General features: G+C 43.9%; 26 protein-coding genes. 23 read left to right on the top strand and 3 right to left on the bottom strand.

The window, feature by feature from the left end:
* Positions 1-17: 17 nt before the first annotated feature.
* Entirely contained in the window at positions 18-329 is a 312-nt protein-coding gene (locus EOO49_RS11700; RefSeq protein ID WP_290845834.1) for a hypothetical protein, read from the bottom strand.
* 189 nt (positions 330-518) lie between these two features.
* Here EOO49_RS11700 and EOO49_RS11695 point away from each other — a divergent pair, with 189 nt between their 5' ends.
* Positions 519-944 carry a hypothetical protein gene (locus EOO49_RS11695; protein WP_290845832.1) on the top strand — a complete coding sequence of 142 codons (426 nt, stop codon included), beginning with the start codon at positions 519-521 and terminating at the stop codon, positions 942-944.
* Here EOO49_RS11695 and EOO49_RS11690 read toward each other — a convergent pair whose 3' ends face one another.
* Together EOO49_RS11690 and EOO49_RS11685 are read right to left on the bottom strand one after the other, a co-directional pair.
* On the bottom strand, positions 945-1,511 hold the full coding sequence (locus EOO49_RS11690; protein ID WP_290845830.1) for a pentapeptide repeat-containing protein: 567 nt from the start codon (positions 1,509-1,511) through the stop codon (positions 945-947).
* Between the two features lie 174 nt (positions 1,512-1,685).
* On the bottom strand, positions 1,686-2,033 hold the full coding sequence (locus EOO49_RS11685) for a hypothetical protein (RefSeq protein WP_290845828.1): 348 nt from the start codon (positions 2,031-2,033) through the stop codon (positions 1,686-1,688).
* A gap of 135 nt (positions 2,034-2,168) precedes the next feature.
* Here EOO49_RS11685 and EOO49_RS11680 point away from each other — a divergent pair, with 135 nt between their 5' ends.
* From EOO49_RS11680 to EOO49_RS11575, 22 genes are all read left to right on the top strand, one after another.
* Positions 2,169-2,441: a hypothetical protein gene (locus EOO49_RS11680; RefSeq protein WP_290845826.1), complete on the top strand. Its 273-nt coding sequence runs from the start codon at positions 2,169-2,171 to the stop codon at positions 2,439-2,441.
* 28 nt (positions 2,442-2,469) lie between these two features.
* Positions 2,470-3,069, top strand: coding sequence for a LuxR C-terminal-related transcriptional regulator (locus EOO49_RS11675; RefSeq protein WP_290845824.1), 600 nt, complete (start codon positions 2,470-2,472; stop codon positions 3,067-3,069).
* Positions 3,066-3,209 (top strand): hypothetical protein, encoded by a 144-nt coding sequence (locus EOO49_RS11670; protein ID WP_290845822.1) that lies wholly within the window; start codon positions 3,066-3,068, stop codon positions 3,207-3,209. Before EOO49_RS11675 ends, EOO49_RS11670 begins: the two co-directional genes overlap by 4 nt.
* 2 nt (positions 3,210-3,211) lie before the next feature.
* Positions 3,212-3,673: a hypothetical protein gene (locus EOO49_RS11665; RefSeq protein WP_290845820.1), complete on the top strand. Its 462-nt coding sequence runs from the start codon at positions 3,212-3,214 to the stop codon at positions 3,671-3,673.
* Positions 3,674-3,735: 62 nt separating this feature from the next.
* Complete coding sequence (dnaG, locus tag EOO49_RS11660; RefSeq protein ID WP_290845818.1) at positions 3,736-7,083, top strand: DNA primase; 3,348 nt, start codon at positions 3,736-3,738, stop codon at positions 7,081-7,083.
* A 145-nt stretch (positions 7,084-7,228) separates the two neighbouring features.
* Entirely contained in the window at positions 7,229-7,945 is a 717-nt protein-coding gene (locus EOO49_RS11655; RefSeq protein WP_290845816.1) for a hypothetical protein, read from the top strand.
* A 76-nt stretch (positions 7,946-8,021) separates the two neighbouring features.
* The gene (locus EOO49_RS11650) at positions 8,022-8,834 is read left to right on the top strand and encodes a DUF5131 family protein (RefSeq protein WP_290845814.1); all 813 of its coding nucleotides are present in this window, start codon (positions 8,022-8,024) and stop codon (positions 8,832-8,834) included.
* Positions 8,835-8,887: 53 nt separating this feature from the next.
* The gene (locus tag EOO49_RS11645; protein ID WP_290845812.1) at positions 8,888-9,337 is read left to right on the top strand and encodes a hypothetical protein; all 450 of its coding nucleotides are present in this window, start codon (positions 8,888-8,890) and stop codon (positions 9,335-9,337) included.
* Between the two features lie 81 nt (positions 9,338-9,418).
* The gene (locus EOO49_RS11640) at positions 9,419-9,775 is read left to right on the top strand and encodes a hypothetical protein (RefSeq protein WP_290845810.1); all 357 of its coding nucleotides are present in this window, start codon (positions 9,419-9,421) and stop codon (positions 9,773-9,775) included.
* Between the two features lie 80 nt (positions 9,776-9,855).
* The gene (locus tag EOO49_RS11635) at positions 9,856-10,398 is read left to right on the top strand and encodes a methyltransferase (RefSeq protein ID WP_290845808.1); all 543 of its coding nucleotides are present in this window, start codon (positions 9,856-9,858) and stop codon (positions 10,396-10,398) included.
* Between the two features lie 160 nt (positions 10,399-10,558).
* Positions 10,559-11,125, top strand: coding sequence for a hypothetical protein (locus EOO49_RS11630; protein WP_290845806.1), 567 nt, complete (start codon positions 10,559-10,561; stop codon positions 11,123-11,125).
* A 42-nt stretch (positions 11,126-11,167) separates the two neighbouring features.
* Positions 11,168-11,431, top strand: coding sequence for a hypothetical protein (locus EOO49_RS11625; RefSeq protein WP_290845805.1), 264 nt, complete (start codon positions 11,168-11,170; stop codon positions 11,429-11,431).
* Positions 11,432-11,531: 100 nt separating this feature from the next.
* Positions 11,532-11,807 (top strand): hypothetical protein, encoded by a 276-nt coding sequence (locus EOO49_RS11620; protein ID WP_290845803.1) that lies wholly within the window; start codon positions 11,532-11,534, stop codon positions 11,805-11,807.
* A gap of 196 nt (positions 11,808-12,003) precedes the next feature.
* Positions 12,004-12,285, top strand: coding sequence for a hypothetical protein (locus EOO49_RS11615; RefSeq protein ID WP_290845801.1), 282 nt, complete (start codon positions 12,004-12,006; stop codon positions 12,283-12,285).
* 459 nt (positions 12,286-12,744) lie between these two features.
* Positions 12,745-13,239 carry a hypothetical protein gene (locus tag EOO49_RS11610; protein ID WP_290845799.1) on the top strand — a complete coding sequence of 165 codons (495 nt, stop codon included), beginning with the start codon at positions 12,745-12,747 and terminating at the stop codon, positions 13,237-13,239.
* Positions 13,240-13,283: 44 nt separating this feature from the next.
* Positions 13,284-14,591, top strand: a complete 1,308-nt coding sequence (locus tag EOO49_RS11605; RefSeq protein ID WP_290845797.1) for a putative Ig domain-containing protein — start codon at positions 13,284-13,286, stop codon at positions 14,589-14,591.
* 146 nt (positions 14,592-14,737) lie between these two features.
* Positions 14,738-15,982: a S49 family peptidase gene (locus EOO49_RS11600; RefSeq protein WP_290845795.1), complete on the top strand. Its 1,245-nt coding sequence runs from the start codon at positions 14,738-14,740 to the stop codon at positions 15,980-15,982.
* A gap of 11 nt (positions 15,983-15,993) precedes the next feature.
* Positions 15,994-16,974, top strand: a complete 981-nt coding sequence (locus EOO49_RS11595; RefSeq protein WP_290845793.1) for a hypothetical protein — start codon at positions 15,994-15,996, stop codon at positions 16,972-16,974.
* 58 nt (positions 16,975-17,032) lie between these two features.
* Positions 17,033-17,593, top strand: coding sequence for a hypothetical protein (locus tag EOO49_RS11590; protein WP_290845791.1), 561 nt, complete (start codon positions 17,033-17,035; stop codon positions 17,591-17,593).
* A gap of 68 nt (positions 17,594-17,661) precedes the next feature.
* A complete protein-coding gene (locus tag EOO49_RS11585) occupies positions 17,662-17,994 on the top strand; it encodes a hypothetical protein (RefSeq protein ID WP_290845789.1) in 333 nt (110 codons plus the stop codon).
* A gap of 258 nt (positions 17,995-18,252) precedes the next feature.
* Positions 18,253-18,957: a hypothetical protein gene (locus tag EOO49_RS11580; protein ID WP_290845788.1), complete on the top strand. Its 705-nt coding sequence runs from the start codon at positions 18,253-18,255 to the stop codon at positions 18,955-18,957.
* Positions 18,954-19,568 (top strand): glycosyltransferase family A protein, encoded by a 615-nt coding sequence (locus EOO49_RS11575; protein WP_290845786.1) that lies wholly within the window; start codon positions 18,954-18,956, stop codon positions 19,566-19,568. Before EOO49_RS11580 ends, EOO49_RS11575 begins: the two co-directional genes overlap by 4 nt.

The following is a 19,568-nucleotide window of genomic DNA, read 5'->3' as shown; positions in this document are numbered from 1 at the left end:
AAATGTATGAAAATGTTTTAGTTTCTTCTTGTCGGATTTCCGCTATCGGAAGGAATTTGCGTCGCCGGAACGGTCGCTGCCGGATTCGGGCGTTCATCGAGTTTGGGCTTGTCCTGATCGGGAACGGTCATGCCCGAACCTTTTTCATTCGGATCGGTTTTTCCGGCCTTCGAATAAGTAGCATTCTTCGACTTTGCTGCTTTTTTGGCATCGGATTTTTTTTGCACCGAGTTCTTGTCTTGCGATTGTTTTTTCGCGTCTTGTTTATTGGTTTGTGCCGATGCGAAGGTCAGACACAAAAAGGCGAGCAACAGGAAAAGACGTTTCATGGTTTTTTGTTTTAAGTTACGGATAGCGAATCGGAAGGGAAGTTGCTTTCAGTTAATTTTAACGCAAGTCGTTGTTCGTCAATATTCTCGATAGACATCGTACAACTCTTAGGATGAAAGCTGTAAGACCGCGGATTACAAAATGTCGTCACTTTGTAGAAACGGCAAAGGCCCAAATCTCGAAACGCCATGATTTCTCCCCACACTTATACCTTGATGATCAAACTAAGCGCCTCAATAGAAACGCCGCCCCTGCAAAGTCGCGAGCAGTTTCGGGAGTGTGCAATCCGGACGTTGCTCTCTGTTACCAAAAACCAGGATGTGAGCGTGGAATATATCGGATACAAAGCCGACCCGATCGGAATCCATCACCTCGATTCGCCAAATACCGAATATGAAGACAGTGTTTTCGCAAGTATCACCTTGAACCGAAATCCTTTTTTAGCAATGGACGAAAGCGGAAAAAAGGACGATTTGTTGAAGGAGTTCATTTCGGCTTTCGAAAATACGACCCATAGACATCTCGCGGTAGACTCCGAAATAGAAGACGAACGAAGCCACGAAATAGAGGTCGAACTCAGCAGCGACTGGCAATTGCATCTCAAAAAAGGCTGATTATTTTACGGTGATCCCGTATTTTCCAAGCAATCCTACAAGGCCGTCTTTCGAAAAGATGGCCTTTTTCAATTTGTTGCGTTCGGGATCGATCGTATAGTTGTAGCTCGAGAAAAAGTCGGTTTTTAGGCAAACCGTATCGACGAATGTGGTCTTGTGGAGATCGCAGGCGTCGAAAATCGCTTCGGTCAAATCGGACGCCATAAAGTCTGAAGCCACGATGCTGCAATTGGTAAAAACCGTGCGCTGTAATTTCAAGGTGTAGAATTTGGTGTAGTCGAGATTGCAATCGGTAAAACTGATGTCAAACAGCAAAGGATCGACCATGGCGAAATTGACTTCCGGAAAATCGCATCGGTGAAAGTGCGCGCCTCTAAATCCAACATAATTGATTTTGGCCGAAGCGAAATTGCAGTCGTTGAAAATGCAGTCGATGAAAGCAACGCCAGTGAAATCGCAGGCGGTAAAATCGCATCGGTTGAAAACGCAATTCTCGAAATCCGAATACAGCAACGATTCCGTTTCAAAAATGGTTTGGTAAGATTGGTTTTTGATGTAGCGAAGCATTGCGGAATTTCAGGTTTTATTTGGGATTGGAAACAATGTCGCCGTCAATTTCCGGCATAAAAAAACCCACTCGAGTGAGCGGGTTTTCGTGACCTCGACTGGAACACAACTTCGATCGTTAACCCGCTATTCATAAGCTTCTGTTTTTTTATTGGGGAGTTTTTGAGTCAGGAATCAAGAATTTGCCTTAATCTCTGCAATTTTCCGCATCACTTTAGAGTTGTCAAGCATCTTCAAGAAAAGCTTTTCTACCAATAGTTCCGATTCATAATCTTCACGCGGTTCGCAAACGTTGGATTGCGAAGGATGAAACGAATCTCCTTCACCAGAAATGAGCCAAGCCACATTGAGATTTGGAAAAATCTCAATTAGTTTTGTCAGCTGTCCCATACTTAAATCGCGCTTGTTATTCTTGACTTGATTCAAATTGGAATAATTTATTTCAGTTTTTGAAGCAAAATCCGTCAAGCTATCAAACTGTAAACCAACTAAATACATAAGTCTATCGCCCATTGTCTTCATAAATCGCAGAAAATTATATTCAAAAAGAATCTTTTTATTCCAATTTGAATATATTTGTACTCGTAACTACTCGCAACTACTCGCAACTACTCGCGAAGATAGGCAACAAAAGTGAAATACAAATAGCACTTATCTATGATTACCAAGGCCGACGAAAAAAAATTGAGAGCAGTGATTGGAACACGATTCTCCGCAGAAATCCTGAAAATTTTGGCAGAAAAAGGAATAACCAACAAATCCGGCGTTGCCTATTCGGATCGTTACGTTTCGCACGTCCTCAATGGTCGCTATGAAAATCAGGAAATCGAGAAAGCTTTCTGGGAATTACGCAATTCCAAACTTGAAGCGAGTCGCCTTATCAAAAGTCTGAAAAACAAAAAACCCGAAGCGGTCACTTCGGGTTCCTAATAATCATTAACCAATACGATTAACAATCATGCACAGCAAAACTACAACAAACGGTTCCAATCCGCAAGCTTTGGTCCATCAATTGCCGGCGGGAATTCTTTCCGGCGACAAAAGCACAGAACTTTTCGCGTGCCGCGAGACAAAAAGAGTCTTCGGAATTTCTGAAGGCAAAACGATCGCTTTCGCCGACATCTGCCCAGATAAGCGCACCCAACTTTTCGAGCGGCTTCTTTCCGATCCAATCGCGATGATGGATCTCGGAGGTCTTTCACCTGAAAAACGGCTTGAGAAGTATGCGTTCTGCGTTTTCGGAGCGCTTGATCATGATCCTGATTTCTGTAAATCTGGCAAACTCAAGGACGGCGACAATTTTCTTTGTTCCGGATCTTGTGCCTGTCTGGAATGGAAATCGAAAAGCATCAAATTAGACGGCAATATTTTGAAGGCCTGGCAAGTCAGGATGATCCAATACATCGCCGTCGGTTATCCGGATAAGGAGATTGCCGGACTGATGGAGATTTCAATCTCGACGCTCAACACGCACAAAGCCCAACTCTTTGCATTGGCAAACGTCACATCTTCCCGAGCTCTAATCTTACGTGCAACCGAACAAAAAATTATCCAATGAAATCAGACAAAATCAAAACAGAGGGATTTCCGTCAGAACTTTTCTGCCGACGCCTGATACTTGTCGCAATTGTGAGCCTGATTGGTCTGGCTTTTTACGCGGCTTACGAACTGTATTGCATCAATCATCCAAACTCGTAACCATGGCACTAGGAATCACTGGCTCAGAAGCCATCGAAATAATGAAAACGCAATTCCCGACGGATTGGCAAACCCGCGTTTCCAATTCAATCGTCAAGATCAAGACAGCCATGCGACTTTACAAATTGAGCGCTCTCGAATCTTACGCGAAATACGTCAGACAGACTGAGGATCGTCAAAATAGTATCGCTTCGTTGGCTGCTGTCCAGATCATGAACTACAATTTTATAACGCTCAAAAAAATCCGAAGCATCGAAACACAAGAGAGGCTGATAATGGCGAATCTCGAAGCTTTGGAAAAATCCAATGCCTATGACTATGAAGACAAACGACTGCTGCGAAACCATTACACTTCCAAGCAGAATGAATGCCGATCAGAAGTGCAACAATTACTTGAGTCCATCGAAGTTATTGGAGCCGACTCGATCCTCTACCAGCCCGGTATTTTCGACACGCTCAACTGAGGCGACCGTAAGCAGAGCATTTTCCCTAAACCAAACGAAAATCAGTAAACCCAAATTGAGGAATGTATAGCGAATCAAGTATTGACGATGTAAGAAATGCCAATGTCGTCGACGTAATCAAACATTATATTGATGTCAAAAAGCAAGGCAGTCATTGGTTCGCGAAATCACCTTGGACAAGCGATAAAACTGCGTCGTTGGCAATTAATCCGGCGAAAAACAATTGGTACGATTACAGCGCGCAAAAAGGCGGAGACGCGATTCATTTTGTCCGGGAGCACAAAGGTTTCACTTTCATCGAATCGGTGAAGGCAATTGCTGATATCTGCGGCATTTTGCTAATCGAGGAAAAAGTTTCGGAAGACGAACAGCGCAAACGTTCGTACCGTCAGGAACTTTTCGACCTCACCAAAGGAGTCTCGTCAAAATACCACAAGGAGCTCACCAAACTTTCGGATGATCATTGGGTGAAAGCAATGCTTTCCGAGAGGGAAATGAGTGAACAGACAGTCGCTGACTTCCAAATAGGTTACGCACCGGCCGGATTCAAGTTCGTTACCGACTTCGTTATCGAGAAGGCCAAAGTAGAGCAGGCCAAAACCGCGGGAATCGTCAAGCAGAAAGAAGGTCGCACCTTCGATTTTTTCGTCGACCGGTTGATTTTCCCGATTCAGGATCTTCAAGGTAACATTGTCGGGTTCGGTGGCCGTCGCTCAAATGACCCATCGCGGGACAAGGAGCCGAAATACATGAATTCTGCCGAAGGGGAAATGTACCAAAAGCAAAATGTGCTTTACGGTTTGTACCAGGCGCGGACTTTCATCCACAAATTCGGATTCGTGAATTTGGTAGAAGGCTACACGGACGTAACGGGAATGCACCAAAACGGATGCCCGAATACGGTCGCGAACTGCGGGACCGCGCCATTGAGCCCACAACAGGCCAAGATGTTGCAGCGTTTCTCGAATCATGTAATTCTCTGTCGCGATAATGACGGTGTCGACGCCGATGGAAACGACAAAGCAGGACTCAAGGCCGCGATGCGCGACATCAATACTTGTCTTGCCGAAGGTTTCAAGGTGTCGGTGATGATCTTTCCGGAAGGCGAGGATCCCGATAGTTTCTCTCGTCAGTTTTCCGACTTCCAAATCGAGAGAGAGCAAACCGAAATCGAGGCGAAAGGCTTGGCTTTTAGAAAGCACATCGTAGAGCATTCCCGCGACGCAATTTTGTGGAAAACCGAGAAGTTAAAAATCAAAGCGGCAAATGATCCGCACGCGATTTCTGATGCGGTCAAGGAAGTTTGCGAAATGTTGTTCGAGATCAAGGACGACATCAAACGCAACCGCTACATCGTCGATTGTGCCAAGCTGATGAAATCGACGCCGAAGGAATTTCGCGACATCATGAAAAGCTTTGTCGCCAAAGCCGAAGAAAAGTCGAAGAAAGCGAAAAATCTCGACGAAGGTAACGCTGACACGATGGGCTTGCCCGCGGGCGCCGATTTCACGCAATTCCTTTCGACGGGATTCGTTACGCACGGCAATTACATTTGGTTTCGTGGTCGCGAGAAATTCTTTCAGGGCACAAATTTTCGGCTTACGCCCTTGTTTTTCATCAAAGGCCAACAGGAACACAAACGCTTGTGCGAGATTGTCTTTGAGAACGGCAAACGCCGCATCGTCGACTTCGATGTTGAAGACTTTGTCCAGATGTCCAAATTCGAGAGCAAGCTTCTAAAAATCGACAGTTTATTTTTTATGCCAGATGTCGACGTCAAGCAATTCAAACTTTTCAAGAATAACGTGCTCAAGAATTTCATCATTGCCAACGAAGTCAAGACGCTTGGTTGGAACGACGATGGTTTTTTCGCCTTCTCAAACCTGATTTTGCATAACCGCATGATGAAAGAGCCGAACAATTATGGCATCGTCAAACTCGATTTTCCCGAACCTGAAGTCGTGGCCGAGGAAGCCGAGAAAATTTACTTGGACGAGGTCGATCATTATTATTTGCCATCATCTTCAATTATGTACAAACATGCCAAAGAGGGAGACGACCCTTACGAGAACGACCGCTATTTCGTCTATAAAAAAGCTCCGGTTTCCTTCAACGATTGGATGGGGCAGATGCACAAGGTTTACGACAGCCACGCAACAGTTGGAATCGCATTTGCGCTTGCTTCGCTGTTCAAGGATCTGTTCATGAAGAAATACGATTTTTTCCCGCTTTTATTTTTGACGGGCGAGAAAGGATCGGGAAAAACGATTTTTTCGGATAGTGTCGTTTCGCTTTTCACGTTCAACCAAAAGTCGTTCGATCTGAACTCAGGAACGCAGGTCGCTTTCAGCCGGCGTTTGGCCAGACTGAAAAACGCTCCGACGGCACTCGAGGAATATCACGACAACTTAAGCGACCACATTTTCCAATCAATCAAAGGATCTTACAACGGATTCGGTCGCGAACTTGGAAAGGCTACCGGCGACAACCGCACCTCGACAACGAAGGTAAATTGCAGTTTGATCCTGCTATCGCAATACTTGTCGTCCCGAGATGATAACTCGCTTACCTCACGATCGGTGATTTGTCACTTTATCAAACCGCAAAATCCGTACACAGAGGAACAGGCTGACAACCTAATGCGTTTGAAGCAATGGCAAAAGCAAGGATTGAGCAGTTTGCTTTGCGATTTGATGCAGTACCGCGAACTGATCGAGAAGGAAATGAACACGGTTTTCGTTCAGCTCACCAACGAATTGAAAGCCGACTTGCGCGGTAAAGATTACCAGGAAAGGATGATGCAGAATTATTTGGTTTTGCTAGTCCCGATCAAGATTTTGCAGGATCATTTCACGTTTCCTTTCACCTGGTCACAAATCTATAACCAGTTTAAAAATGCAATTCTCGACAGCAGCGACTTGATCGTGGAAAGCGAAGGTCTTGCCGAGTTCTGGCGCACGATCGAATTTCTTTTGGACACAAGAAGAATTTCCGACGGGGACCAATTCAAGATCGACAGCCCGATTTCCATCAAAGTTCAGACACGAAAAGGCGAGGCAGATCGCGAAGTCCAATTGTACGGGCAAACGAAAGTGCTGTTTTTGCGGCTCAACGTCTTGCATCAAGCTTATCACAAAGAAATTTCGACGCGTCAAGGCGCTGAAGTCATTGGCGAAGGAACGCTCAAAAATTATTTCCGAAGCAAAAAATACTTTTTGGGAAGCGTGAAGTCGATGCGCTTCAAGGACACTTCGACCAGCGCCTATGCCTTCGATTATGGGATGATGGAGCAGCTTGGAGTCTTGAACTTGGTGCGAGAAATGGAAGATGTACCAAAGGAAACAAAAGCACAACATTTTAATGAACCAATTCCGGCGGGCGACAATGAATTGTTCGGCGGGCAAATGTAACCGATATGAGAAAAATTTTGAAAAAATTACTGGGTGTTCCAAAATCTGCGGAAGAAAACCCAAAAAATGAGACTTACGAAAAGTATCGCAAGGAAATGAATTCGAAGCTCGATTTGATTCGGGCTAAGGTAAGGCGCGGGGAAATATGAAGAAAAATCGACAACACGAAAACCATCCATTGCAGGAAGCGCCGGCTACTGCAAGCCCGAAATTCATTCCGATTTTATTTTCGAGGGAAATGATAAAAGCGATTATTTCCGGGGCAAAAACGCAAACCCGCCGTGTCGTAAAGATTGGCGGATATGTGCCGACGTGTTCGACCTTTCCTTTATCTACTCACAGTTGTGGCTCAGTATTTTATTTTTGGGGCAATGACGAAATCGCATGTCCTCACGGCTCGCCTGGCGATATTCTTTGGGTTCGCGAAACTCTATATCAGAATGGTGAACTAGAATTAACATACGACGCGGATAATGAGTCGATTGATGAAGATTTGATTCCTAGCGACTTTAAAGTTCGTCTTGACAAAAATGGAAATTACAAGTTTTGCAAGATTCCATCAATCTACATGGAAAAATGGGCTTGCCGAATCTTTCTTAGGGTTAAGTCGCTTCGAGTAGAGCGGTTAATGGATATTTCTGAAGACGATGCTGTTGCTGAAGGAGTTTTGCCGATTATGTTGAACACGATGTCTGCTTATAATGACTATTCAAATCCTTCCGATTCATCAGGTTATACCTATCCTTCAGATAGTTTTCGTTCACTATGGCAATCAATTAACGGCAAAGAATCACGGGACGCTAATCCTTGGGTTTGGGTTGTTGAGTTTGAACGCATCGAGCGTCCCGCGGGTTTCCAGTAGAACGATCTTAAAAAAAAATTTTCAACCAACCGCGCGCCGCCGGGGCAATTAGGCGCGGTTATATCACGGTAAAATTATGGCACAAAATTCTAAAATTGAATGGACGCACCACACTTTAAATCTGTGGTCAGGTTGCACGAAGGTGCATGAGGGCTGCGACAACTGTTACGCAGAGAAACTTTCGCATCGTTGGGGAAACGATGTGTGGGGAAATGACAAACCGAGAAAGTTGGTTAAATCTGCTTTCGCTGAATTAAATCGGTTTCAGAAGTTGGCAGCGGCAGCGAATGAGACGCATCGCGTTTTCGTTGGGTCAATGATGGACATTTTTGAAAAACCAGTTAAGATGATTGACAGCAAAGGCGATCCATATATTGTTGATGGGATCCATTGGACAACGGGCAAAATGCGGCAGATTTTCTTTTCGATGGTCGAAATGGGAAAATTTCCGAATCTGCATTTTTTGCTCCTGACAAAGCGACCGTCAAACATCAATAAATACACTCCCGAAAGTTGGAAGGAAAACCCACCGGCCAATGTGATGTTCGGAATCTCATTGAGCGTTGAGAAAAACGTCGCCGATTTGTTTCCATACTTCATTAAAGTCAAAGGGCGAAAGTTTCTAAGCATTGAACCTCAAATCGAATCGATTGATCTTGCAGAACCAACAGAAAAATTTGGTTATCCGATTCATCATATTAATTGGATTATCCAAGGCGGCGAAAGCGGACCCGGCAAACGACCATTTGATTTAAAGTGGGCATATGAAATGAAAGAATTGTGTGAGGTAGCAAACGTGCCGTATTTCTTCAAGCAAATTGACAAGATTCAGCAAATACCGGATGATCTTATGATTCGTCAGTTTCCGGATGCTGTTGCTGTCATATAACGAGTGACGGCTTTGCGATAGTCGCGGCCAATTAAAAATTAAATTTTATACGAATGGAAAAATTACCAACTACCGGAGTACTCTCTGACGAAACGAAAACCAGCGATTTCGTAAAGCCGCGGTTACCGGCTGGCCTTACTCAACAAAATCGCATTGATATTGTGAATGAAATTATTCAGGAAATTGCAAAGCGCGGCAGAAAGTTCTTTGCGCGTGATGGCCGTGTTGCAAAAATCTTTTTACGAAACGGTCGGCTCTATATGTTCAATGAATACAACGAAAGCGAAATGTGTTTATCGACCAAAAACGGTTATCCGCCAAAAGGATGGCATCACGGCGGCACACTTTGGGCGCTCACAAAAGATTTCAAAGATTATATCACGACTGGCGATCCGTCAAATCATAATCACGGCTATGGCGGTTTGTATTGTTCACATTGGGGCTACTCAAACGAGGACATGATTGATATTCAGGAAACAGCTCGTGTACTCGGGTATTTGTAGGCTTGCCGGTAACGCGTAAGCGCTACACCGATCGTCGCGGCCCGACGAAGAAAGTATTCTCTGCTTAACAAAAACGAACTTATGGGAAACCAAACGAACATTGAAACGAAAGCCAGCGATGGCGGTGAGCGCCGGTTACTTGCTGCAAAAATTAACGGAAGGAAACCATCTTTTTTGCAAGAATGGGTTTTAAAATATATTTCAGACAATTCGCACGAGGGAGTTTTTTATTTAATGCATTTGGTGGACAAATTTCAAGCTCCATTATCGCATTTCGACACACTTTCAAAATATAGAAACTTCATCAACAATTTGGAAAATCGCGGAATGATAAAAATTGAAAGAGAATTCTTTTGTCGACTATCAGCAGAATCAAAAAAATATTTGGAAACAATATCTCCAAAAAAATACTACGAATTGTTTTGGAAACGAGATTGATTTGTAGCAAGTAACGAGTGACCGCTAAACGCAGTGGCGACTTTTGAAAATAGTATTCTCCGAAACAACAAAACGAAATTATGAAAACAGATTTATCAATTACCGAAAAACCAGCCATTGCGATTAGCGGCGGTTATGCTGCCGTTGCTGACAAACCAATTCTTGACGCTTGCTGCGGCTCTAAAATGTTTTGGTTCAATAAATCCAATCCGCTCGTTTTATTTGCCGACAAACGCACCGAAGATCACATTCTTTGTGACGGCAGGAAGTTGGAAATAAAACCTGATATCGAGGCCGATTTTACCGACATGCCATTTTCTGACAATTCGTTTAAACTCGTTTCGTTTGATCCACCGCATTTGGTCAAAGCTGGTAAAGAAAGTTGGTTGGCCAAGAAGTACGGAATTTTGCCTGCTGACTGGAAACCTTACATCAAAGCCGGGTTCGATGAATGTATGCGCGTTGTCGAAATTCATGGCATTGTAATTTTCAAATGGAACGAAGATCAAATCAAAGTTTCGGAAATTTTAAAAGTCATTGCTTACGAACCTCTTTTCGGTCACACGACCGGTCGGCACGGTAAAACTCACTGGATGACTTTCATGAAGTTACCGCAATCTTGATGCAATGGCGCATAACGACGGACGCATAACCGCGGCGGCGGACACCCGGAGAAAGTATTCTCTGCCAAACGCAAACGATCTTAAAAAATGAAATGTTCAACCAACCGCGCACCCGCCGGGGCGATTATGCGCGGTTATAGGCTGGCGAAACTACAACTTTATGAAAATAGGAACTAAATCAGTATTGTTCGGAGCACATTGTTTCTTTCTGCATCCGTTTTTTGTCGCAATGGCTTGGACTAAATTATATGGATTCCCATTTGATCCACGTCTTTGGATTGCATTTTTTGTTCACGATCTTGGATATCTGGGCAAACCAAACATGGATGGGCCAGAAGGCGAGACGCACGTAGAACTAGGCGCAAAGATAATGAGCATCTTCGGTAAAAAATGGTCCGACTTCTCAATGTATCATTCCAGATACTATGCCAAAAACCATGGCGCACAGCCGTCAAAACTTTGCTTTGCAGATAAACTTTCTTTCAGCTATACACCAGCGTGGCTGTACTTGCCGATGGTAAACGCTACGGGAGAAATAAAAGAGTATTTGCGTAATGCGAAAAAAGCGGAAACGGAACACTGGAAACCGGTTGAAGGTCAAAAGATTTGGCATAGACAACTTTCGGAATATATGATCAAATGGGTTGATGAGCATAAAGATGGTCGCGTTGATACCTGGAGAAATTCAAATCGACACGCGATCACTGATAGCGGCGTGACTTCATAAAAACAGGCTTGGGCGGCCTTTGTAAAACCCGAAATATAGGTTATGGCATTAATTAGAAAAGTGCGGGTGCACGAAAACAGTAGAGCGTGGGCGTTTGTTGAAACCTCTGACGAAAATCCAAATCACATCGTCATTTTAGGTAGCCAAGAGTTTTCTACAAAAGAAGAAGCAGAAGAATGGTCGAAAGGTTTCGCGCCGGATAGCTACGATCATGTGGAACCTTCGGAACTGAAAAGAAATCGCTTAACTGCGGAAAAAGAAAAATTGCAAAGACGCCTCGAAGAAATCGAAGCCGAGTTGCAATAGTTAATGGCAAGCGGCGGTTTTCCATCGCTTGCCTATAACCGATTTATCCCCGCCAAAGTCAAACCACTATCCAACCCAAAGGGAAGTATAAGCGAAGAAAATGAGCGAAATCAGCAAGCCTTTAGCAACCGTAACGATGAATTTGGTTTTGGCCGAATATTTCGATTTGACGGATCATCAACATCGACCGCGCTACGGCGTTATGTATTTTCTTAAAAGTCAGCTGACGGGAAAGATCGACCAAAAACCATACTACCTCACCGAACAAACCGACAAACGGGAACTCAACCAATATTTCAAGGAAAAAATGGTTTATGTTCCCAGTGCTTTTCCGGCGATCAGTGTTCAGGAAAAACCGGCGATTGATTCTGATTGAGCGAAAATATTCACATTCCCATACTTAAATGCAAACTGTAAACGTTCATATTGCGATTTCCAATCCAGTTCAATGCGAGGCGGCAAAACCGAGCCAAAGAACAAACTTTATCCACTTTCGGCTCGCGCTAGACATCTGAACACACAAACATTGCCGCCAAGCGGTGTTTTCTGCGGACCGCCTAACCCTTGAAGTAATGAATGCACCCAGAGAATGCAGCAAAAAAACCGAACTCGTGAAGGTTACGCCAAATCAGGCGAGATTACTGAAATTGTTGGACGACGTTTCCCCCAAGCAGATGAAGCGAAGTTTGCGACGGCTCAAGAATATCGTACTTTATTCGGCCGAGGCAGAAATCGACAAAACCGATCGCCAAAGTTGCTATCTGGTAAATGAATTGGAACATACGATTTCCAAGATCGCAAAGGAAACAGACTGCCAAAAATGTGAACACCGACATCAATGTTCGGTTGCCTGAAAACAAGCCCGCAAATAGCGGGTTTTTTATTATCTAAAAAGAAACGAAAACAGTATTTGGGCAAATCCCCCGCACCTCCAAAGGATAAAGAAAAATGAAAAATTTTTCTTTCGGCTGAAAAAGAAGAAAGTGCGAATTCCACAACTCCACAACTCCACATTTTACTTATTTTATTACTATAATCTATTATATATTAAGTAATTATAATCAAATACTTTTATTTTTTGTTTAAATAAAATTTTGTGGAACTTGTGGAACTCCAAAAAACCAACTCCAACAAAATAAGCGAAGTTCCACAGAATCCAACTCAGATAAAATAGTAAGGCATTGATTTTCAAGATGTTGTTTTGTGGAGTTTTTTTGTCAGAAATAACGACGAAAAACGAAAATGAAAAAAAATATTCATATTGAATATTCGTGTATGCATATTGAATATTTTTACCGAACAAACAAACATTCATGGAGATCTTACTTTCGATTCCGGTTCGAAGCCATTTGAAAAAATGGCTCGTCGGGAAATATGGCAGCAAGCATGTTGTGACGAAAAAAACGGCGATCGGTCTTTTGTTGCTTTCGATGCTCGACAAGAAAATCGAAAAACCCAAAAAGCTGGCTTCTGAATATCCCGAGCGATACGAAATCGTGATCACGCAGAGGTATTTCAATATTAATGGATTCGAGATCGGGCATAACCGGAAGCGGTTTTTGTCAGAATTGCTCGAGCGTTTGTTCAAGGACGATCTTAATTGCTTCGTCGATATGGCGATAATTCGTGGGAATTCAACGGCCTACGAAGCAATTCGCCAATTTCTCAAACACTATGACATTTGCGAGAATGATCTGAAGCTCGAAAGCGTCTATCGAAATTACCAACGCTATTCAAAAGAGTCGATCCGCGCAAAAAAAGGAACTATAAAAGTAGACTTTGCTCCCCAATTTCGCGCGACGGCCTGAAAACAAAGGCGTGAGTAGACGACAGTTTTGTAAAAATAAAATTTATGGTATTCAGCATCAAAGAGCAACCATCGGGATTTTCCGCCTTGCACATTTTTCTTTTGGAAGAAACCTCGAATTGGCCGGTGGTACTTACCGACAAAACCGCAGCATTCGTTGTCTTTACGCCAATGGATTCCAATGTAGAGGCCGAAATCGACGAAGATTCCATAAGCGTAAAAACGACCGAAAGGCGAAAGGATCTGTTCGAGATCGATATCCGGATGCAGTTCATCACGCGCAGCCAATGTCTTGAAGCGCACCTGGATAAATACAAAAATCGGCCTTGCGTGGTCGTCGGATGCCTAAACAATCGTTTTCAGAAGATTTACGGTTCTGATCTTCAGCCACTTTATCTGTCAATTGAAATCGACGATATGGAAAAACCGGAAGACAAGGGCGCGACGAAATTGAAGATTGTAGGGGAGACACGCCATCGTCCAGTTTACTATATGGTTTACGAAAGCGAGGGTGAAATTCCAGACCCGGAGCCGGAACCCGAACCGGAGCCGGGACTTGCGCCGGTGATTACGAGCTTTCCTGGGTTCACTATAAATAGTGGCGTTGCAATGAGTTTTCAAATAGTAGCTACAAATGCCCCTACCTCTTTTGTTGTATCGGCTGGACAATTACCATCCGGACTCTCAATTAATGAGCAAAGTGGATTTATCACTGGAATTTACAACGGTAGCACTCAAGAAATTGACTTTACGATCACTGTAAGCAATATTCATGGATTGACTTCTCAAAATATTGTAGTGAGTGCAATAGGAGCGGTTACGCCGCAGTATCCTCCATTTATTACATCGGCATCACACCCCATTACTGTTTCCGGTATTCCATTCGAGTATCAAATATACGCAACAGAAAATCCTACTTCTTTTGGGGCTATTGATTTGCCGGCAGGATTTTCTGTCAATACTGTTACAGGGTTAATTACTGGAACACCTGATTCAAATGAAATTTCTTTTACTGTATCGGCCACTAATGCGGCGGGAACGACTGAAAAACTAGTAACATCGGCTGAGCTTGACGGTTTGCCACCAGCGACGACGACTGACTTCACAGCATCTCAAATCACCTCAAATAGTTTCTTTATCTCTTGGACGCAACCCTTTAGCGATGTACCTAGAGATTCAATCGAGATTTACCAAAATGGCTCGCTAATAAAAACCCTGAGTGGAAGCACTACTGGAGCTCTAATTCAAATGATGGTTCCGGGTTCTACATCTTCATTTTATATGCGTACTAAAGATGTTCAAGGATTATGGTCAGAAAATTCAAATGTAATTGAGGTCACCCAGTTATCTTGATAGCTGATTTTTCTTGTCCTATTTTAAAAACCTGATGCTGATGATGTTTGTATCGTGAATTAAAGTAACGATTCAACATCATTTTGAGATCAGCCAATTTACATTCGACTCTTAACGGCAAATGGTTCATTGAAAGACATTTCGGCATGGCTATGTTGCCAATTTTGTCGTCGGTGTTGGCAAAGGCCGATTTTAAGCCGATTGCCGAGGAAGAAAGACAGATCGACCACTTTGTGACCGGAAGAAATGCGCACCTTATCAAAGGTTCGAATTTCAATGAATCAGGTCAGAATAATGAGTACGTAGCCGTTATTGCGCTCAAAGATCCTATTTACAAATACGATCAGGAATGCGGACCTTATGGGACGAAATCCAAAATTCGCAGATTACAGTCGTTCGAGGCTGATCCGAATTGTAAAGGGATTGTTCTCGATATTGATTCGGGCGGTGGTCAAGTTTCCGGAACTCCGGAATTCCACGACATTGTAAAAAACTTCAGCAAGCCGATCGTGACGTACACCGACGGTTTGATGTGTTCGGCTGCTTACTACATCGGTTCGGCTTCATCCCACATTGTGGCCAACAAAAGGGCGGACGCGATCGGAAGCATCGGGGTAATGATCCATTTCGTTGACTTAACGGGATATTTCGAGCAGCTCGGAGCGAAAGTCATCACCGAATATTCCACACACTCGACAGAGAAAAACCGACCGTTGGAGGAACTACTCGGCGGCGATGCGTCCAGATACATCAAGGAGGAACTTGATCCAATCGCCGAAACTTTCATAGCAGATATGAAGGCGGCTCGTTCGGGCATTCCGGAAGATACTTTCTTGGGCGGAACTTGGAATGCGCAAGACGCACTTTCCCGAAACCTTATCGACGAGATTGGCACACTTCAAACGGCGGTCGAAAAAGTCTTTGAACTCGCAAAAAACACAAATCCTAATTCTAATACTATGTCAAAAAACCGCACAAACCTTCAGGCTGTTCTTGGTTTGGATGCTCCTTTGGTCGAAACCGAAGAAAAAGGCAGTTATCTGAACGGTGAGCAACTTGACACGGTTGAAACAAGGCTTGCCGAAAACGAAAGTTCGATCGCCACGCTAACCCAGGAACGCGACGAGGCGTTGGCCAATGTCAATCAAGACGCCGCCGACGCAACTGCACAAGTCACAACTGCAGAAGCATCTGTCGACGCTTTGCTGACTGATAGTGGTCTGGAAATCACCGGAACGCTTCAGGAAAAATTGACGTCACTTTCTGCTCACGTTGTGGAGCTTAATGCGAAAGATGGAGCTGACCACACGAACCCAAAAACTGACGGCAACCTTTCGACATCATCGAATGTCATTGGAGGAATTGACGTTTCAGCCGCACTTAACAACTAAACTCAATAACCATGTCAATAGAAAAGGCAGCAATTGTAGCCGCGTTTGGTGAGTACTACATCAATGAAGGGCAAAACATGGAGCGTCTGAAAAGTATGCTCCGCGCGAAGACATCGACGGTTCAATCGGCAAAACCAATCGTTTACGATGGTGAGGTGTATCGATTCTCGAACGTTATCTTCCAAGAGATCATCCAACAATTCCAGAAGAAATTCACTGAAAAAGGTGATTTGGAATTCAAGCCGAACGAAATCCGTTTGCGTAACATCAAAATTGACCTTTCTCTTTATCCGGACGATGTCAAAGGCTCATGGCTTGGATTTTTGGGAAGTGTTACCGATATGGAGCGTGCCAATTGGCCAATCGTTCGTTACATGACCGAAAATGAGGTTGTTCCGCAACTTTACAACGATCTTGAAACGAAAGCCTACTTCAAAGGTGTATACGAAGCGCCACAAGACGGAGTTGCCGGGTCCGCTTCGAAAGTTATGGACGGCATCAAGAAGTTGCTTGACGATGGTTTGGCCGAGTCTGACGTGACTAAAAAAATCACCCGTGTCAATCTTCCGGAAGCTTCTTTGACCGCTACGAACATTTTTGATCAGGTAGAAGCATTTGCTGACGGTCTTGGTGACGAGTATGAAGGCGTGAACTACACGATTCACATGTCGAAGAAAAATCTTCGTGCGTATTTGCGCGACAAACGAAACACCCATGGGTCGGATGTCAACTTCAAGGCTGATAAGGTCACGATTGATTTTTCCGAAAATATCAAGCTCGAAGGACACACATCTATGTCCGGTTCTGACTACTTGTGGGGAACTCCGGATGACAACTTTTTGTACTTGCGCCGCGTGAATGGCATGAGCGCACCAAAAGTTGAAGAAAGCAAGCGAGAGGTTTTCTTGATGCTTGACTGGTGGGAAGGAATCGGCTTCGGCTACAATCCACTCGTTCACGTTTGGAAACCAGGCTTCGTTGAATCAAACTAAAAAAAACAGCAGCCCGGTTTCGGCCGGGCTGTTTTAATCCATCCAAAAAATACGCATCATGTGTAAAATAGACTTAGTAGATGTTGGCGGCGAAGCTTGTGAGCCAATTGGCGGTATTTTCTCGGAAGAAGTAAAAATTTCTCCTTTCGCGGATTTTGAAGACATCAAAGAACTTCCTTCGCTTGACGTCGACGGATCGGTTGGTAGCAAAGCTACAATTTCCGGGAACCACACCTTCAAAGCCGGAAAAGGCTTTACGAAAATCATTGGAATCACCGAAACAGGAGCTTTTAAAGCAACTCCGCTTGGTGAAACTGGAAGGAAGATGTTTCAAAACGAACTCACCGTCGAGGTAGCGGGAAGTGAGCCTGAGTTGCTTGGATTTCTTCGTATGGCGAAAAATCTTAAATTTATTTGCATTTTCACTGAAGCTGGATCAGGTCGTAAAAGGCAAATCGGAAGCAAACGTATTCCTGCTCGATTCGGGAACTTGGAAGAAACGATAGAGGCGCTTATCGAAGGAAAGAACGGTGTCACGTTAACGATTACAGACAAAGGTTTCTGTCCGGCTCCTGTTTACACAGGAACAGTTACAGACAAACCTGTCGCAAGCACGTAATTGGTTTCATATTGGTTAGTTTTTAGAAGCCACGTTCTCGCAGACGTGGCTTTTTTACATCGAAATTTATGCTAGACTACGAAGATCAAATTTCAGATTATTTAAAGGCAAACTTTACGCCAAGCGATTCAAACAAAAGCAACTTCAACCAGACGACGCGTGAATTGCTCAGTTTCCTTTTTCGCACTTTCCCGAACGATTGTATTTCGGATTATCAGCTGAATTCGATTTTGCTTGAGCTCGGCTATGAACGCCACAACGTTCTCGTCGAACATACTGTCGAATGCGAGGAAGGAAAAGGCAAGGAGAAAAGGAAATTTTTCAGGATAGAAAAGCACATTGAATTTTCTTGGTGCATGAGATCGCCTTTCAATCTCGAGCCTGAGATCATTGACCGCTAACTTGAGCTGTCCTATTTAATCTTTTTCACACTTTCCATTTTTGTGAGGTAAAAATTACCTTATGAAATCTTTTTTTTCTTTTACTCTAGCTTTTGTGACCTACACGTTGGGGCTGTCATTTTGGCTAGATCAGTATTTACCATTGCACATTTTCGACGCTTGGACTTTTGCCTATTGGATCTCGATTTATAATACTTTGGTTGTGTTGGGCGTCGTGATAATCGGCGCGATCGTTCAGTTTCGAAAAAAAGCGAAAGGATGACTGCTTTGTATGTCTTAGGGAATGGTTCACCTTTCCTGAACTCGGAACTGCTTTATTCGCTTCGCACTTTGGAACGCCACGCGCTTGGAATCGATCGCGTTGTTGTCGTTGGTGAAAAACCGAATTTTATCGATTATTCGAAAGTGGTGCATGCGCCTTTCAAGGACACGCTCAATAACAAAGAGTACAGCATCGCATCGAAAATTTATCACGCTTGTGAGAAGGGTTTGGTCGATGGCGATTTCTTTTTCTGCAACGATGATTTCTTCTTTACACAAGACTTTTTGGCGACGGTTTTTCCTTTTTTCCAGAAAGGGGCTCTTTATGCCGGATTCAATCCAAGGGGCTACGACGAATACCTGAAGCACACCCGCGACTTCCTGATCGCCCAGAAAAAGGAGTTTTTTCATTTCGACGTGCACACGCCGATCATCTACAATTCAGAGAAGTTTATTGCGCTCAAGGACGCTTGGGAGTATTCGCGAAAAACGATAGGTCTTGTCGTGAAATCGACCTATTGCAATATGTATGGCATCAATGGTCCAGAGTACAAAGATGTGAAGTTGAAATCATTCGGCATTGACGATTATCACCGTGCGATCGAATCGCCGTGTTTTTCGATTTATGACAGCGCTTGGAAAGCCGGCGTTTTTGAATGGCTCAAAAATCAATATCCGAACAAATCAAAATGGGAACTATGACAGATCCGCAAATAATTATCCTGATACGGCTTTCGAAAGGTCGCAAAAAAGTATTTGAGCGTTGCGTCCAGTCGCTTCGGTCGCAGACGTTCCAAGATTTCAATGTTGCTGTCTCGATAGACGATCCGGAATGCGCTGCCTGGGTTCCGAAAGATTTTCAACTGTTCTCGTTGGCGAAATCTTCATTTTCCGGCGACTTTTTCTATAACGGTTATTGCAATGTGCTAAAATCGGCCTATGTCCCGATTTCTTCAAAGCATTGGTTTTTCTTCTTGGACTGTGACGACTATCTCGCGACCGACGATGCACTTGAGCGAATCGCACAGCATTTGAAAGATCCTTGGCAAGCGGTGGTTTGTCAGATGTCGCGCGCCGACGGAAAACTCAAGCCGAGCGACGAACTTATGAATTCTCGCCACATCATTAGCGGGCGTGTCGGTTTGCCATGCCTGATTCTTCGTGCGCAGTACAAAACCACGCTCGAGATCGGGACCGAGGAAAACTCCGATTTCCAATGGATCAAAACGCTCACCGATAATCTCGCCACGAAATTCGTCAAACAAGTTCTCGTTCACTCACCGCAAAGGAATTATGGGAAATCCCTCGATTGA

It is taken from the genome of Flavobacterium sp. (assembly GCF_004295795.1).
In the GTDB taxonomy this organism is placed as follows: Bacteria; Bacteroidota; Bacteroidia; order Flavobacteriales; family Flavobacteriaceae; genus Flavobacterium.
Note: the sequence above shows the minus strand (reverse complement) of the source record. Positions and strands in the feature narration are given on the sequence as shown.